The sequence below is a fragment of the Thalassospira mesophila genome (genome assembly GCF_002115755.1).
GTDB lineage: Bacteria > Pseudomonadota > Alphaproteobacteria > Rhodospirillales > Thalassospiraceae > Thalassospira > Thalassospira mesophila.
Genome location: NZ_JFKA01000001.1, coordinates 205,748 through 221,968 on the forward strand (window position 1 = coordinate 205,748; position 16,221 = coordinate 221,968).

11 protein-coding genes are annotated in these 16,221 nt (G+C 54.1%); 3 read left to right on the top strand and 8 right to left on the bottom strand.

All coding sequences use genetic code 11. From position 1 onward, the window contains the following. Positions 1-77: 77 nt before the first annotated feature. The 4 genes from trpS to mutS form a co-directional block, all read right to left on the bottom strand. Positions 78-1,079: a tryptophan--tRNA ligase gene (gene trpS, locus TMES_RS00965; RefSeq protein ID WP_085578565.1), complete on the bottom strand. Its 1,002-nt coding sequence runs from the start codon at positions 1,077-1,079 to the stop codon at positions 78-80. Between the two features lie 326 nt (positions 1,080-1,405). Further along, positions 1,406-2,956 carry a murein biosynthesis integral membrane protein MurJ gene (murJ, locus tag TMES_RS00970; RefSeq protein ID WP_085578567.1) on the bottom strand — a complete coding sequence of 517 codons (1,551 nt, stop codon included), beginning with the start codon at positions 2,954-2,956 and terminating at the stop codon, positions 1,406-1,408. 367 nt (positions 2,957-3,323) lie between these two features. Beyond that, positions 3,324-6,065, bottom strand: a complete 2,742-nt coding sequence (locus tag TMES_RS00975; RefSeq protein ID WP_085578569.1) for a [protein-PII] uridylyltransferase — start codon at positions 6,063-6,065, stop codon at positions 3,324-3,326. A 254-nt stretch (positions 6,066-6,319) separates the two neighbouring features. Then, positions 6,320-9,040 carry a DNA mismatch repair protein MutS gene (gene mutS, locus TMES_RS00980; RefSeq protein ID WP_245835201.1) on the bottom strand — a complete coding sequence of 907 codons (2,721 nt, stop codon included), beginning with the start codon at positions 9,038-9,040 and terminating at the stop codon, positions 6,320-6,322. 137 nt (positions 9,041-9,177) lie between these two features. Between mutS and TMES_RS00985 the strand changes: the two genes are divergently transcribed. Next, the gene (locus tag TMES_RS00985; RefSeq protein WP_085578573.1) at positions 9,178-9,681 is read left to right on the top strand and encodes a hypothetical protein; all 504 of its coding nucleotides are present in this window, start codon (positions 9,178-9,180) and stop codon (positions 9,679-9,681) included. Positions 9,682-9,726: 45 nt separating this feature from the next. On the opposite strand, the gene TMES_RS22190 is transcribed toward TMES_RS00985, so the two are convergent. Beyond that, entirely contained in the window at positions 9,727-10,086 is a 360-nt protein-coding gene (locus tag TMES_RS22190; RefSeq protein ID WP_143589498.1) for a hypothetical protein, read from the bottom strand. Between TMES_RS22190 and TMES_RS00990 the strand changes: the two genes are divergently transcribed. After that, a complete protein-coding gene (locus tag TMES_RS00990) occupies positions 10,036-12,303 on the top strand; it encodes an NADP-dependent malic enzyme (RefSeq protein ID WP_085578575.1) in 2,268 nt (755 codons plus the stop codon). The two genes, TMES_RS22190 and TMES_RS00990, sit on opposite strands and share 51 nt — an antisense overlap. A gap of 159 nt (positions 12,304-12,462) precedes the next feature. After that, entirely contained in the window at positions 12,463-12,915 is a 453-nt protein-coding gene (locus TMES_RS00995; protein ID WP_085578577.1) for a hypothetical protein, read from the top strand. 126 nt (positions 12,916-13,041) lie between these two features. Here the strand turns inward: TMES_RS00995 and TMES_RS01000 are convergent, their stop codons facing one another. From TMES_RS01000 to TMES_RS01015, 3 genes are all read right to left on the bottom strand, one after another. Beyond that, positions 13,042-14,031, bottom strand: coding sequence for a glucosaminidase domain-containing protein (locus TMES_RS01000; protein WP_085578579.1), 990 nt, complete (start codon positions 14,029-14,031; stop codon positions 13,042-13,044). A 482-nt stretch (positions 14,032-14,513) separates the two neighbouring features. After that, on the bottom strand, positions 14,514-15,086 hold the full coding sequence (locus TMES_RS01010; RefSeq protein ID WP_085578583.1) for a NifU family protein: 573 nt from the start codon (positions 15,084-15,086) through the stop codon (positions 14,514-14,516). 149 nt (positions 15,087-15,235) lie between these two features. Continuing rightward, positions 15,236-16,210, bottom strand: a complete 975-nt coding sequence (locus TMES_RS01015; protein WP_085578585.1) for a DUF2333 family protein — start codon at positions 16,208-16,210, stop codon at positions 15,236-15,238. Positions 16,211-16,221: the final 11 nt, after the last annotated feature.

The window sequence follows — 16,221 nt, forward strand, 5'->3', positions numbered from 1 at the left end:
TTAAGCCAGGATCGGGCCTTTTATGATATTTACGCTCAGCAACGGCCTGACATAAGGCCGATCAGCAGGGTTTGGTATCAGCCGTTGAGAAAGCCGACCACTTCCTTGACCTCGCGCAGGATCGGCTGGGCAATGGCGTTGGCGCGTTCGGCCCCCTTGGAAAGGGTGGCATCGATATAGGCGGTATCGTTTTTCAAACGGGCCATTTCTTCGGTGATCGGGGCCAGTTTTTCGACCACCACGTCGGTCAGGGCCTGTTTAAAGCCGGAAAACTGAATGCCGCCATGTTCGGCCAGCACATCTGCCACCGGTTTATCGAGCAGGGCGGCATAGATGGTGACCAGATTGCGGGCTTCGGGGCGTCCTTCCAGACCTTCTGCTTCGGACGGCAGCGGTTCGGCATCGGTTTTGGCCTTGCGGATTTTCTTTGCCAGGGTATCGGCATCATCGGTCATGTTGATACGCGCCATGTCCGAGGTATCGGATTTGGACATTTTTTTCGTACCATCGCGCAAAGACATCACCCGGGTAGCCGGGCCTAAAATCAGCGGTTCCGGTGTCGGAAAGAAACCGTCGACCTTGAAGTCATTGTTGAATTTAATTGCGATATCGCGGGTCAGCTCTAGATGCTGTTTCTGGTCTTCGCCCACCGGCACATGGGTGGCCTTATAGGCCAGAATGTCAGCCGCCATCAGGCTGGGATAGGCATATAGGCCCAGGGATGCGTTTTCGCGGTGTTTGCCAGCTTTTTCCTTGAACTGGGTCATGCGGTTTAACCAGCCCATACGGGCGACACAGTTAAAAATCCACGCCAGTTCGGCATGGGCGGAAACCTGGCTTTGGTTAAACAGAATGTGTTTTTCCGGATCAATCCCCGATGCAATCATGCTAGCAGCGAGTTCGCGGATGTTGGAGCGCAATTCGGTCGGTTCTTGCCAGACGGTGATGGCATGCAGATCGACGACGCAATAAATGCACTCAAAGTCGTTCTGAAGGGTGACCCAGTTCCGAATAGCACCCAGATAGTTGCCAAGATGAAGATTGCCGGTGGGCTGTGCGCCCGAAAAAACACGTTGCATGTGTATCGTCCATTTCAGGAAGGTTCAAAAAAGGTCCGCATGCTCCGCCAGGTTGTGGACACCCGCCGGCGGACGAGCATCCGAACAGAGCGCGGAGTTAAGCCCCCCAGCGCCAGCAGGTCAAGGCACTTGTCGCCAATCGCGAAAAAATGCCGTTTGCCATCATGTTGCTGGGCACCTTTCCTAAAGCTCGCTGATCGAAACCGATCAACGAGCCCCTTAATCGGCGGGCGGGCTCATTGAGCCCTTGCCTTTTACGGCACGGGCCGCGCGGTGCCGTCGCGCCTAACCAGATCTCCAAGAGTCATTCTCATAAAGACCTGATATTAGGCCGGATTGCCGCGCCGCAGGGTTGATTTAAGTTCGCGAAAGCTGGTGGCACCGCTAAGCTGGGCGATCACGGCGTAAACCACCATTCCGGCAATGACCACCCCGGCCATTGTCACCATGCGCATAAGGGCGCTGTCATTGGCATGCCACAGGGCAAAAATTGCACCCCATAAGGTCAGGCCCATCAGGGCCGATGACAGTAAAATACGGGGCAGGCGGCGTTTTAAGCGCGGGTCAAGCACCAGATGTTTGCGTTTATGCAGGGTTATTCCCAGCGAAACGGCATTGATCCAGGCTGAAACGGCCGTGGCGGCCGCAATGCCCAGATGGCCGAAAAACGGCATTAACACAACGATCATACCGATATTAAGCAACATGCAAATAATGCCGATACGGATCGGTGTTTTGGTGTCTTCGCGGGCGAAAAATCCCGGTGCCAGCACCTTGACCAACACCGATGCGGGCAAGCCGCAGGCAAAAATGGTGAGCGCCATGCCGGTCGCACTGGTTTCGGTGGCGGTAAAGGCCCCGCGCTGAAACAAAACATTGATAATCGGAATGCCCATAACCGCCAAAGCCACCGCCGCAGGCAGGGTTAGCAACAGCGCAATTTCAATGCCGCGGTTCTGGCTATACATCGCAATCGACGGATCATTGCCCTGTAACTGGCGCGACAGGGTGGGCAACATGGCGGTGCCAATGGCAATGCCAATGACGCCAAGGGGTAATTGATGGACCCGATCCGCGTAATAAAGCCAGGAAACCGCCCCGTCTGACACCATGGATGCCAGCATGGTGTCGATCAGCAGGTTTAACTGATAAACACCCACCCCGATCATGCCCGGGATCATGCGCTTTCCCAGCAGCTTTACCTTGTCGTCGAGCCGGGGCATTTGCCAGCGAATGGCAAATCCGGCGCGTTTGCAGGCAATCATCAGCCAGACAAACTGGCCGATCCCGGCCATCATCACCCCCCATGCCAGGGCATGGGACGGGGTTTGTGTTATCGGGGTCAGGCCCAGAAGGGCACCGATCATGAAAATATTTAAAACAACCGGGGCGGCGGCGGCGGCGGCATAGCGATGCAGGGTATTTAAAATGCCCGACATCAGGGCTACAGCCGAAATAAACGCCAGATAGGGGAATGTGATGCGCGATAATTCGATGGCAAGGTGGAGTTTTTCCGGGTCTTCGGAAAAGCCGGGGGCAAAAACCATCATCGCCCACGGCATGATTATTTCGATAATTGCCACCAGAAAACCGGTTATCACCACCAGAATTGACAGGGCATTGGCGGCAAAATCGCGTGCTTCCTCGATGCCGTGTTTTTCAATATCGCCCGCCAGTAGCGGAATAAACGCCACCGAAAATGCCCCTTCGCCAAACAGGCGGCGAAACAGGTTGGGAAATTTAAAGGCGACGAAAAACGCATCGGCCATGCCACCCGCACCCAGCATTGCGGCAATCAGAATGTCGCGGGCAAAGCCCAGCAACCGTGACAGCAGGGTAAAGCCACTGACGGTGGCAATTGAACGAACAAGCGACATGGTGTTCTAATCCGACGGGTTCTGAGGGTTATAGATGCAGCAGATGCAATTTTTCAGCCGCGAGATTGCCACTGGAAGGTGAAAGAATAGGTAATTTTGTCGCGAGATGGCACCGCACCCTCACAAAATATTTATGGCTTGTGACGGCTGTCACAGGCTTATTGACTTAGCCCGGTATATTGTAATGAGACTAGGTTTCGTTGGGACACGAGCAGTTGCAATTGACTGACGAGAGCAAAAAACAGGGACCCCCGACCTGTATAGCTCTGAGCAAGCCAATCCGCGAAAATCGCGGATATCAGTTGGTGGTGATACCCTTGCTCTCGTCATGTCGTTCCCGTGAGGTATTTCCCCTTAATAACCGACATCACCCGTCATTGTTCAAAATATCGGTCAGGTTTTCCTTGATCTGAACAAATTTGGTTCGGCTGTCGATTTTCAAACCAAAAACATCCTTCACATAAAAAACGTCAACCGCGCGTTCGCCAAAGGTCGAAATACGGGCCGATGCAATTTGCAATGACAGGTCTCGTAACACCCGGGTGATGTCATACAGCAAGCCCTGGCGGTCGCGTGCGGTCACCTCAATAACGGTGTGGGTCCGGCTGGCCTTGTTATCGATAATAACGTTGGGTTCGACCTTAAACACCGCTGTTCTGGCTTTGTTATCAACAACCTGGCGTTTTTTAATTTCGCTGCTGGGGCGCAATTGACCGGAAATAACCTGTTCCAGTGTTTTGCGCAGCTTTGTAATGCGGCCCTTGTCGTTAAAGGCTTCGCCATTGGCATCCTGAATCCAGAAGGTATCAAGCGCCATGCCGTCGCTGAGTGTCAGGATTTTGGCATCAACAATGCTGGCACCACATACCGCCATTGCCCCGGCAATTTGCGAAAACAGGCCGGGATGGTCGGTCGTGTGAACCGTGATTTCGGTGGCATCCATATCGGTTTCAATGCGGGTATTAATCGTAATATCCGCACCGGATTTTTTGGCATCCCGGGTCAGTTCGGCATGGCGCATCTGGGTTTCGGTATCAAAGCTCAGCCAGTAAGACGGATATCCACGCTCGATGAAATCTTCGATATCCTTTGTGTCCCAGCCTGTCAGGGCTTCGCGGACCTTGTTTTGGGCCCGCGCCACGCGCGAATCGCGGCTATCGGCGTTTAACCCGCCGGATAACAAATCATCGGTGGCATAATAAAGCTCGCGCAGAAGGCTGGCCTTCCAGCCGTTCCAGACATTGGGGCCAACCGCACGAATATCGGCAACGGTCAAACACAGCAACAAACGCAAACGTTCTTGTGACTGGACCAGATCGCCAAAGGCCCGAATGGTGGTGGGGTCGTTCAAATCGCGTTTAAACGCGGTCGCACTCATCCATAAATGCGCTTTCACCAGCCACGCCACGGTTTCAGTATCCGCCGGGCTGAGGCCCAGGCGTGGGCACAGTTTTTCGGCCACCTCCGCCCCCAGTTCGGAATGATCGCCGCCGCGCCCTTTGGCAATGTCATGTAACAGTGTGGCAACATATAGAACCTGGCGCGAAATGACCTTGTGAATGACCGATGTTGCCACCGGGGCTTCTTCGGCAAGGTCGCCACATTCGATCTGGTTGACAATGCCAATGGCGCGGATGGTGTGCTCGTCGACAGTGTAGGTATGGTACATGTCATACTGCATTTGCGCGACGACACGGCCAAAATCGGGCACAAAACGGCCCAAAACACCGGCTTCGTTCATTTTGCGCAGCGGAATATCGGGCGTGACCTTGTGGGTCAGAATTTGCAGGAAAACGGCATTTGCCGCCGGGTCCTTTTGCAAGTTCTGGTCAATCAATTGCAAATTTTGCGTCACCCAGCGCAGGCTTTCGGGATGAATACCGACCCCGTTTTGATGGGCGACCAGAAACAGCCGCAACATCTGGATCGGGTCTTGCCGAAAAACATCGCGGCTTTCAACGGCCAGCCGGTCATTGCGCAGCTGAAAACCGTCAATTTCCTTGTTGCCAAAAAAGCGCGCCGGAAACCGGATCAGCGGGCGGCGCTGATGGCGTTCTTCCAGGGCCGCACAGAAAATGCGGGTCAGATTGCCCACATGTTTGACCATCAGGTAATAGTGCTTCATGAAGCGTTCAACACCACTGGCACCGGCATGGTCGGTATAGCCAAGATGGGCGGCAATTTCGCTTTGCATGTCAAATGTCAGGCGGTCTTCGGGCCGGTCCGACAGGTAATGCAGCCAGCAGCGCACCGACCATAAAAAGTTCTGCGCCTTTAAAAACCCCTGCGCTTCTTTTTTGGTCAAAACGCGCTGATCCACCAGTTCCATTGGCGTGTTAACGCGATACAGGTATTTGCCAATCCAGAACAGGGTGTGCAAATCGCGCAGGCCGCCTTTGCCGTCCTTGACGTTGGGTTCAACCACATAGCGCGAATCGCCCATGCGAATATGGCGGTCATCACGTTCGTTCAGCTTGGCTTCAATAAATTCAAGGCCGCTGCCCTTGACCAGTTCTTCCATAAAACGGGTGCGGAACTGGTCGTAAATGGCTTCATCGCCCCAGACATAGCGGCTTTCTAACAGGTTGGTGCGAATGGTGATGTCCTGTTTGGCCATGCGCAGGCAATCATCGACCGACCGGGTGGCATGGCCCACCTTCAGGCCCAGATCCCACAGCATATACAGAATATATTCAACAACCTGTTCGCCGTGCGCGGTTTGTTTGTAGGGAAACAAAAACAGGATATCGACATCGGAATGCGGCGCCATATCGCCCCGGCCATAGCCGCCAACAGCAACAACTGACATGCGTTGTTCCTTGGTCGGGTTATGCAGGGGATAGGCAAATTCAATCGCGTAATCATGAATCAACCGAACGATCTGGTCGATCAGAAAGCTGTAGGAAAAAACGGCATTGTGCCCGGAATTGCTCTCTTCAAAGCGCGAACGAATTTCATCGCGCCCGTGCTGCAGTGTTTCCTTTAAGCAGACCAGAATGGCAGCGCGTTGCTTGAGCGGTTTTAAATCATTGTCGCGGCCGATATCGCCAAGTTTGGTATAAACGGTGCGACGGTCGATAATATCACGCTGGTTTTTGATTTTTAGCATAATGGAATGCGGTGTCCTTGGTCCGGGCTTGCAGGGAACGGGCACGTTTCGGGCGCAGTCAGGCATGGTGTGGCCGCAGCGGCATTATCTTTTGCCTGGCCGGGCAATAACAGGGCAATAGCCTGACGATTTTTGCCCGCCATACCCTGTATTACCAGCAAAATATTCGCCAGCTTGCCCTTTTATATATCTGGCAAAAAACCGTTTTTTCCAGTGCCCGCCTGAAATGACTTCAAACAAAGCAGGCAGCCCGATCAGGTCGCCGCCTGCTTTTGCAAGGCACGCAACCGGTACAGGGCATCTAGCGCATCACGCGGCGACATATCGTCGGGGTCCATATCGTCCATGGCGCTCAACAGGGCTTTTTGCTGGTCTGACAGGGCCGGTGCGGATGATTTTTCTTCCTTTTCCACCTGCGCCATGGCGGCGGCAAACAGGGGTAAATCATCGGCCAGTTTGGCAACACCGCTGCCCTGTTGCCCTTTTTCCAGGGTTTTAAGCACCTGTTCAGCGCGTTTGATCACGGCCTTGGGCAACCCGGCCAGCTGGGCGACATGAATGCCATAGGACCGGTCCGCACTGCCGGGGCCAACTTCGTGCAAAAACACAACTTCCTCCTGCCATTCCTTGATCAGCATGGTGTGGCACGATAAATGGTCCAGCTTGGCGGCAAGGGCGGTTAATTCGTGGTAATGGGTGGCAAAAAGCCCCCGGCATTTATTCACTTCATGCAGGTTTTCCACCACTGCCCACGCGATGGACAAACCATCAAAGGTCGATGTTCCCCGGCCGATTTCATCCAAAATCACCAACGACCGGTCGGTGGCCTGGTTAATAATGGCGGCAGTTTCGACCATTTCGACCATAAAGGTCGATCGCCCGCGCGCCAGGTCATCGGCAGCACCGACCCGCGAAAACAGCCGGTCAATCGCCCCGATATGGGCCGATTGTGCGGGTACGAAAGCCCCAATTTGCGCCATCACCGCGATCAAGGCGTTTTGGCGCAAAAAGGTCGATTTACCTGCCATGTTGGGGCCGGTAATCAGCCATAATTTTTGTTCGTCTTCCAACCGGCAATCATTGGCCACAAACGGCGATTCGCCGGCATTTTTCAGGGCCGCTTCCACCACCGGGTGGCGTCCGGCGCGTATGTCAAACGACAGGCTGTTATCAATGATCGGGCGCACACAGCCCTGATCGCGGGCCAACTCGCCAAGGGAGGATGACACATCCAGTCCGGCCAGTGCCTGCGCACACCGGGCAATCGGGTCGGCATGAACCAGAACCGATGTTACCAGATCGGCAAACAGGTCAAGTTCCAGCGCCATGGCCTGATCGCCAGCCTTGGACACCCGGCCTTCAAGTTCGGACAGGGCAACGGTGGTAAAACGCACCGCATTGGCCATGGTCTGCCGATGAATAAATTCATCAACTTCCATCATCTTGTCGCCCTGTTTGGCGGGCACCTCGATAAAATAGCCCAGAACGTTATTGTGTTTGACCTTCAGGCTGCTAATCGCAGTTTGTTCGATATAGCGGGCCTGCAAATTGGCGATCAGTTTTTTGCTTTCGCTTGAAAGCATGCGCAATTCATCAAGCGGCGGGTGATAGCCCGTGGCAATAAAGCCGCCATCGCGCGCCATTAACGGCAGGCTTTCGGCCAGTGCCCGGCGCAGTAAATCGACCAGATCGCCATGATGACCCATTTCCGATAAATGGTCGTTTAAGGACGCGGGCAGGGTATCAAGGCTGTTGCTTGCCGGGTGATCGAGCAGATTGCGAATGGCAAAGGCGCAGGCCAGACCATCGCGCAAGGATGCCAGATCGCGCGGGCCACCCCGGCCAATTGACAGGCGCGATAGCGCACGTTCAATATCGGGGCATTCTGACAAGGACGCGCGTAAATCGGTGCGCAAATCATCGTGGTCATGAAAATAGCTGACCAGATCAAGGCGGCGGTTGATGCTGTCGGCCTCGGTTAACGGCGCTGACAGCCGGGCAGCCAGCAACCGTGCCCCGGCCCCGGTGCGGGTGCGGTCAATCACCGATAACAGTGATCCCTTGCGCTCGCCGGTTTGGGTCTGGGTCAGTTCAAGGCTGCGCCGGGTTGCGGCATCAATTTCCATTGCCGCGCCCTGTGCCATTCGTGTTGGCGGCGACAGGCGCGGCATCTGGCCCTTTTGGGTCAGCTCAATATAGTCAATCAACGCACCGGCGGCCGAAAGCTCGGCGGTTTCAAACCCGCCAAAGGCATCCAGGGCGGCCACGTCATACAGCTTTTTCAGGCGCAATTCGGCATTGGCGGGGTCAAACCGGGCGGCAGGCTGCGGGGTGATGATGTTTTTATAATCGTTATACAGGTCGAACATTTCCGACCGGTTCAACAAACGGTCCGAAATCAAGACTTCGCCGGGGTCAAGCCGGGCAAGGGCAGCGCCCAGACCGGGCAGGGTGCAGGGCTGCACATAAAAATCACCGGTCGAAATATCGAGCCACGCCACGCCCATTTTGCCGCGCACATCGGCAATGGCCGCCAGATAATTATGGCGACGCGCATCAAGCAGGCTGTCTTCGGTCAGGGTGCCAGGTGTAATCAGGCGCACCACATCGCGTTTGACCACCGATTTTGCGCCGCGTTTTTTGGCCTCTGCCGGGTCTTCCATCTGTTCGCATACGGCGACGCGAAACCCCTTGCGGATCAAACGCTGCAAATAGGTTTCGTGGCTATGAACCGGAACCCCGGCCATGGGAATGTCGTTTCCCTGATGTTTGCCACGTTTTGTCAGGGCAATATCAAGGGCTTCGGCGGCTTTGACGGCATCGTCAAAAAACAGCTCGTAAAAATCGCCCATCCGGTAAAACAGCAGGCAATCCTGATACTGTTCCTTCAGCTCAAGGAACTGAACCATCATCGGGGTTGCGCCATCGCGGTTAAAATCGGGTGCGGTCATGGTTTTGTTGCTTGATCCGGGCATCTTGTTCATGGAAGCCTTGATACCAAACCCGGCCGCACTTGGCGAGGGGGGCCGTTATTTTGCCCTAAAGTTTTGCAATATATGATAAAATACTTGTATGAATTTCTATCGGACCAGTGACCCAGGAGAAAACAACAATGTCTGAACAACACACCACAGCCCAGGTGCCGGAACTGGTCGGCCTGTTTGATACCAAAGAATCCTTTGATGCTGCGGTACGCGCCCTGACCGATGCCGGGTTTGCCCACACGGACCTGTCAGCGCTTAGCACGCACGAGTCAATTGATGTGGCAGGCAAGGACGGGCAAACATGGTCAGACGTGCTGACCGCGATGTTTGGTGAAGTCAAATACGAGGTGCCTTTGGTGGCATCGGGCGCGATTGCGCTGTTTGGTGGTGCTGCAACGGCGGCACTGGCACTGGCGATTGGCGCGGGTGTTGGCACGATGGCCCTGACCGATTTTATCGGCGAAGTAACCTCGACCCCGCATACCGAAGATTTTGCCAAGGCGTTGAAAGAAGGCTCGGTGGCTCTTTGGGTCCGTATTGATCCCGAACACGTTGGCGCCGAAATTCAGGCCCGCGAAATTTTTGCCCAAAATGGCGCGAAGGATGTGCATATTCACAAGGCTGGTGAATAATCGCCCCAGAATGTGCCCGGATGGAAAAGTGAATTTGGCCTGATATCAAAATATTGGGGCAAATATCCAATCCATCGCAATAAATCGCAGTAAACAGCCAAAGGCGTTTCGCAGGTCGGAACGCCTTTTTCTATGGAAAACACCCGTAAAAACCGGGTCCGGGCGGGCCGATTTTTTCAAAATGCTGCGTCGCAACATATGGAAAAGATTGGGAAAATTTGATTTTTCATCAACTGGTCCTTTGACCAGCGTGCGGAACCCTGATTTATTACGTACTTCCCTCAGGCAGTCCCACAATCTGTTTGCGGGGCTCACAGCTTTCCTCACCCACCATGCAAGCATCAGTGAAGACATATGGAAGAAAAAGAAATTAAAGTTCGTGACCGTGAAGCGCTGCTGTTTCATTCAAGTGGCCGCCCCGGAAAAATCGAAATTACCGCCTCAAAGCCGCTGACCACCCAGCGAGATTTGTCTTTGGCATATTCGCCCGGCGTTGCCGTGCCCTGTCTGGAAATTGCCAAAAACCCTGCCACCGCCTACGACTACACATCCAAGGGCAACCTTGTTGCTGTCATTTCCAACGGTACCGCCGTTCTCGGGCTTGGCAATCTTGGCGCGCTGGCGTCCAAGCCGGTGATGGAAGGCAAGGCGGTTTTGTTTAAACGCTTTGCCGATGTTGACGGGATGGATCTTGAAGTTTCCACCGAAAATGTCGACGAATTCGTTAATTGCGTGCGCTTTTTGGGGGCGACATTTGGCGGTATTAACCTTGAAGACATCAAGGCGCCCGAATGTTTCATCATTGAAAGCCGCCTGCGTGAGATTATGGATATTCCGGTATTCCATGATGACCAGCACGGAACCGCGATTATTGCCGCCTCGGGCCTGATCAATGCCTGCGACCTGACGGGCCGTAAACTTGCCGATATCAAGCTGGTGGTGAACGGTGCCGGTGCGGCGGCCATTGCGGTGGCCGAACTGGTCAAAAGCATGGGTGTGACGCCCGATAATGTCATTATGTGCGATTCACGCGGTGTCATTTACAAGGGCCGCGAAGCCGGGATGAACCAGTGGAAATCGGCCCACGCCGCTGATACTGATGCCCGTTCGCTTGAAGATGCGATGAAGGGGGCCGATGCCGTATTTGGCCTGTCGGTCAAAGGGGCGATTACCCCGGCGATGGTTAAAAGCATGGCCAAACAGCCGATTATCTTTGCCATGGCCAACCCGGACCCGGAAATTTCGCCCGAAGATGTTGCCGAAATTCGCAGCGATGCGATTTGCGCAACCGGCCGGTCGGACTACCCCAACCAGATCAACAATGTGCTGGGTTTCCCCTATATTTTCCGTGGTGCGCTTGATGTTCAGGCATCCACCATTAACGAGGAAATGAAAATTGCAGCCGCCAATGCGGTGGCAGCACTGGCGCGCGAAGATGTACCTGACGAAGTGGCTGCCGCCTATTCGGGCCGTCGTTTGCAATATGGACCGGAATATATCATTCCCGCCCCGTTTGACCCGCGCCTGATCATTGCGATACCCAAGGCCGTTGCCCAGGCGGCAATGGATAGTGGCGTTGCCCGCAAGCCGATTTTTGATATGGCGGAATATGAAAATCAGCTGCGTAGCCGTCTGGACCCGACAGCGGCCCATTTGCAGCTGATTTCCGATTATGTCCGTGCGCATCCCAAACGCATCGCCTTTGCCGAAGGCGAAGAAGAAACTGTTATTCGCGCGGCTGCTGCGTTTCGCAATTCCGGTTATGGCACGCCCATTCTGGTGGGTCGTGAAGACCGCATTTTGGAAACGGCAAAATCGCTGGGCATTGAAAGCCTGGACGGGGTTGAAATTACCAACGCTGCCCTGACCAATGACAATCGCAAATATGCCGAATTTTTGTATCAGCGGTTGCAGCGCAAAGGCTATTTGTGGCGCGATTGCCAGCGCATGGTAAACCAGAAACGTAACGTGTTTGCCGCTGCCATGGTGGCGATGGGCCAGGCCGACGGCATGATTACCGGGTTAACGCGGAACTTTAACCGCAGCTTCACCGATATCAGCACCGTGATTGATGCCAAAGACGGTGAAATTCCGATGGGCCTGTCGATTGCAATTGCCAAGGGCCGGACGGTGTTTATTGCCGATACCCGCGTTCATGACGAACCCGATGCCGAGCAACTGGCCGAAATTGCCATTCAGGCGGCGAAAAAAGCCCGGCAGCTGGGCCATGAGCCGCGTGTGGCAATGATTTCGCATTCCACATTTGGCAATCCCTGGACCAAGGATACCGACCGTATCCGCGAGGCGGTTGCCATTCTGGAAGGTTCGGATGTCGATTTTGAATTTGATGGCGATATGAGCGTCGATGTCGCGCTTGATACCGAACTTTTGAAACTCTATCCGTTCTGCCGTTTGTCCGGTCCGGCCAATGTTCTGGTGATGCCCGCCCTGCATGCGGCCACCACGGCATCCAAATTGCTGGGTAAACTGGGCGGTGGTACCGTGATTGGCCCGGTCATGATTGGTTTGGCCAAACCGGCCCAGATCACCCAGATGGGGGCGACGGTGAACGATCTGGTTAATCTGGCCGCCCTTGCGGCACACGAAGCCGAACACGGCTAGGACGGGACGGCGCAAACTCCCTGATCATGGCCCTGGGTTGTGCATGGGGAAAAAGATATGTTTTGATATGGCGGAAATCGGCAAAATCCGATTTCCGCCATATCTGTTTCACAGATGGATGTTATTAATCGCGGACAAAATAAGGAAGGATTTCACCTGATGCAGCGTTTTGCCCGTATTTTTGCATTTTTACTGATTTTTCCGGTGCTGGCGGGGTGCAATGACGAAGTCAAAGCCGAACCTGGCCCCGATGAAATTACCACGGCCGTGATTGAACGTTTTCGCAACGACCCCTATGCCCGGGTGGCTCATGTGGAAAATGTTCATAAAACCAACAGTGTCAGCGGCGGGGATGGCGTGGTGACTGTCATGGTCAGCTATGACATGGTTTTTGATCGCAGCATTTCCGACTTTGCCGATGACGTGGTGGAGCAAAGCAAGCAGGCCGAAAATCTTGATGCTGCCGGTGCCGCTGCCCGTGATGCGGTGGATGTTTTGAAAATGAAAATGCTGGCCCTGAAAGAAGGCGGCTTCACCGTTGGTGACCGGCGCGGGGTCAGCAATGAAATTCGTTTGGTGAAGTCGGAAAAAGGCTGGATCTATCGGCCATAATGGCGGGGAAAATGCTCTGCGCGCACTGATCCCTTCCAGGCGATGCGGCGCATCGGGTTTGTGAAAAAGGGTGCCGCATCTGGCACCCTTTTTTGGTCTGTATCGGTGTGTTTTATCGCGCTGCCATCAGCCTTGCAGGGATGCCAGCAAATTGGGCGGCGGCGGTACATCGTCCACCGCGAATTTCATGCCATCAAGCGTATCAAGGTCATTGGCCCTCATAATCGCATGCAGGGACTGAACGTAATCTTCGCCGCGTTCCGAATATTTGATCAGGGTTTTGGCAAGTTCCCAACCGGTAATATCGCTTCCCTCGGCGCGGCGATTGGCACGTTCTTCGCGCAATGCCGCGTAGGCAGGATGGGAATTGATATTAACGGCATAGGCCCGGACCGAATCCATCAGCGTATCAAACGCTTTGATGACGTGGGTTTTCCCCGTTTCGCGGTCTTCGGGAACAATGCCTTCTTCCTCGTTATAGGCCCATTGGCCAAACAGGGCATTGCCCTTGCGGACAAAGCGCGAGGTGCCCCAGCCACTTTCTTCAGCCGATTGCGCTAAAATAAGCGAGGGTGGAATGATGTCGATCCGTTCAAGCAGGGCAGCGATGCCACCGCCGTCAACGCGGTAGCGTTTCATCATTTTCTCGACCCATTTTTGCTGGGTCGGGGTGGCGGGCACACCGGCATATTCATTGCTTTGGATTGATAACAAACGATCACGGCGGGCGGCAATTTCCTCGTTTACCCGCAAGGCAAGCGGCAAAATGATGCGCAAAAAGATCTGTTTGCGCTCCGCAACCGAGCTTAGATCACGCAGGCCCTTGGGCACACGTTTGATATAAACCCGCGGGATGTCTGTCGTCGTGCCAAGCTTGTAATCAATGCTTTTGAAATACTGGTCCAGTGCGACCACTTCGGGGTCGCGCTGATAAAGCTTTTTAACCTTGGGCTTTTCCGGTTTAACCGGCACCACGACCGAGGCGTCAATAATCATGCCAGCCGGTTTCGGGGTGATATCGAAGCCGCCAAACATCAGCACATACTGTAATCCCACCGCGCCGACAATCGACGCAAGTGCGACTTTATTGAATGTACTTTGATTTGCGCTACTCATTCATCTCTCTCCAGGATCATTGAACCTGTCCGTTTTTTGCGCGTGAATATCTATGACCGGGTCGCGGTATTGGTGCAATCCGAAAAAATACACACGGCAAAAACCCCCGCGAATGCTTGCGTTGCGTATCAAGACAACAACGCATGGCGCGCAAAAAAGATCGCACGCGAGGATAAAATAGTTACGAATCGGTTAATGACGGATGCTTCCATCCCGTTTTATCAGGTCAAAACACTGTGTTTTGTTGCCTGAGCCTGTCGCACCACAAACTATAGTGTGGTTCACCACTATGTATTCAAGTGATGTTGTTCCGGTGCTGCGGGCACATGCGGAACAAATCTTCTGGCCGACAGGGGCGTCATTTTCGCGCCGACACTTCATCGGTTACGGCTTTTGCTGTTTGAAAAACCCATAACCGATGAATTCGGCGCGAATGTGTAAATATTTTGGTCAGACAATGACCGCTAGGCTGTAAACAGCGATCAGTATTCCGCCATCACCGGCTCAACCGCCTGCACTTCCGGCACGTAATAGCGCAGCATGTTTTCGATGCCCATTTTCAGGGTCGCTGTGCTGCTCGGGCAACCCGAGCATGCCCCATGCATTTCAAGATAGACAACACCGTCTTCAAACTTGTGAAAGACGATATCGCCACCATCCTGCGCCACGGCCGGGCGAACGCGGGTATCAAGCAGTTCCTTGATCTGGGTTACCAGTTCGTCATCGCCTTCGGCAGCCGAACTGGTTGCCTTGGTGGCATCGCTGCCCTGATCCAGAACGGGCTGACCCGACGTGTAATGCTCCATGATCCCGCCAAGAATTTGCGGTTTCAGGGTCTGCCATTCGCGGCTGTCTTCTTTGGTGATGGTAATAAAGTCACCGCCAAGAAATACACCGGTAATGCCTTCGACTTCGAACAGCTTGCGCGCCAGCGGCGATTTTACATGTTCGTCATTGGCGGTGAAGTTCGCAGTGCCCTGACGGCCCATAACTTCTTCACCCGGAAGAAATTTCAGGGTGGCGGGATTCGGGGTGGGTTCGGTCTGTATGAACATTTTCACCAAGTCCTTTTGCTGTGGCGCCGCAGTCATTGCTGTCGCGGCAGCCCTCATGTCTTTACCTTTAGCCTCTAAATGGGCCAATTTTCACAAAAGATCAAGTCCGACCATGCAACTCAGGTATTCGCAAAAATACTATATTGCGCCTAGCGTTGCAGGATACTGATGATTTCATTCATCTGGGTGCGTGCGCGCAACAGGTAAAAACCCAGTCCGGCAAGATGGTTGGGCAGGATAATGCCATCGGCGGATCCGTTAATCACCATGATCGGGTCAAGTTGCGAGGCCGCCTGCAAGGATGCCACCATTTCTGCCCAAACCTGGCTGACCTGGCGCTCATTAAGGATGTTTTCAAAATCGGTGCCAAGATCGCGCAAAATCAGGCTATAGGCGTAAAGTCGGCCTTTGGTCGCATAAAAAACATCATCTGCCGTGGTATCAAAAACCGACGGATGGGCAACCTTGTTATCAAGCAGGGCGGATGCCGAGCCAAGGTCGTTGGAAAAACGCGCCAGTGTTTCCTGCAAATTGTCGGCACGGCGTTCGAACGCGGCATTACCGGCAGCCAGGCGTTCGTTATAGCGCCGTAACGCCGCAATTGCCTGGCGATATTGCTGTTCGGATGACACACCGGGCAGAAGCGAGATGCTGGGGTCAAACACCCATTTGTCGCCGCGGAATTTTAAAACGCCAGCAGCATTATCAAGATCGCTGTCAACCTGGCTGGAACCGCGCGCCCGACCGATCTGGTCGGAAAGCTCGATCGAGAATCGCGACAGCGCATAAATAATGCCGGTCTGGAAGTTTGGCATATTATCAAGGGCGGAACCGGGCATGAAAAACGGATCATTCGCCGTCCATTGATGCTGGTTTACCTCGCGGTCGATCAGGCCGATGGCGGTGGCAACGGCATGGCTGCCGCCCTGATAATCGCCGCTGAAATCGGGGTTGTCGTCGATCTTTTGGACCATCAGCATCCCGACCGGGTAATAGATCAGGCACAGAACAACAATTACGGCAAAAGCCCGCAGCCAGAAACGCCCGCTGCCGAAAAATTTGCGCATTTTTGCGCCAAATCCTTTGATGCCGCCCTTGGTGTATAGATAATCGTCTTCGATCATGTTTTGTCCCG

Bases quoted from the DNA above. Each gene is read 5' to 3' on its own strand.
- trpS (WP_085578565.1), bottom strand. From the start codon at position 1,079: ATGCAACGTGTTTTTTCGGGCGCACAGCCCACCGGCAATCTTCATCTT.
- murJ (WP_085578567.1), bottom strand. From the start codon at position 2,956: ATGTCGCTTGTTCGTTCAATTGCCACCGTCAGTGGCTTTACCCTGCTG.
- TMES_RS00975 (WP_085578569.1), bottom strand. From the start codon at position 6,065: ATGCTAAAAATCAAAAACCAGCGTGATATTATCGACCGTCGCACCGTT.
- mutS (WP_245835201.1), bottom strand. From the start codon at position 9,040: ATGCCCGGATCAAGCAACAAAACCATGACCGCACCCGATTTTAACCGC.
- TMES_RS00985 (WP_085578573.1), top strand. From the start codon at position 9,178: ATGTCTGAACAACACACCACAGCCCAGGTGCCGGAACTGGTCGGCCTG.
- TMES_RS00990 (WP_085578575.1), top strand. From the start codon at position 10,036: ATGGAAGAAAAAGAAATTAAAGTTCGTGACCGTGAAGCGCTGCTGTTT.
- TMES_RS22190 (WP_143589498.1), bottom strand. From the start codon at position 10,086: ATGAAACAGCAGCGCTTCACGGTCACGAACTTTAATTTCTTTTTCTTC.
- TMES_RS00995 (WP_085578577.1), top strand. From the start codon at position 12,463: ATGCAGCGTTTTGCCCGTATTTTTGCATTTTTACTGATTTTTCCGGTG.
- TMES_RS01000 (WP_085578579.1), bottom strand. From the start codon at position 14,031: ATGAGTAGCGCAAATCAAAGTACATTCAATAAAGTCGCACTTGCGTCG.
- TMES_RS01010 (WP_085578583.1), bottom strand. From the start codon at position 15,086: ATGTTCATACAGACCGAACCCACCCCGAATCCCGCCACCCTGAAATTT.
- TMES_RS01015 (WP_085578585.1), bottom strand. From the start codon at position 16,210: ATGATCGAAGACGATTATCTATACACCAAGGGCGGCATCAAAGGATTT.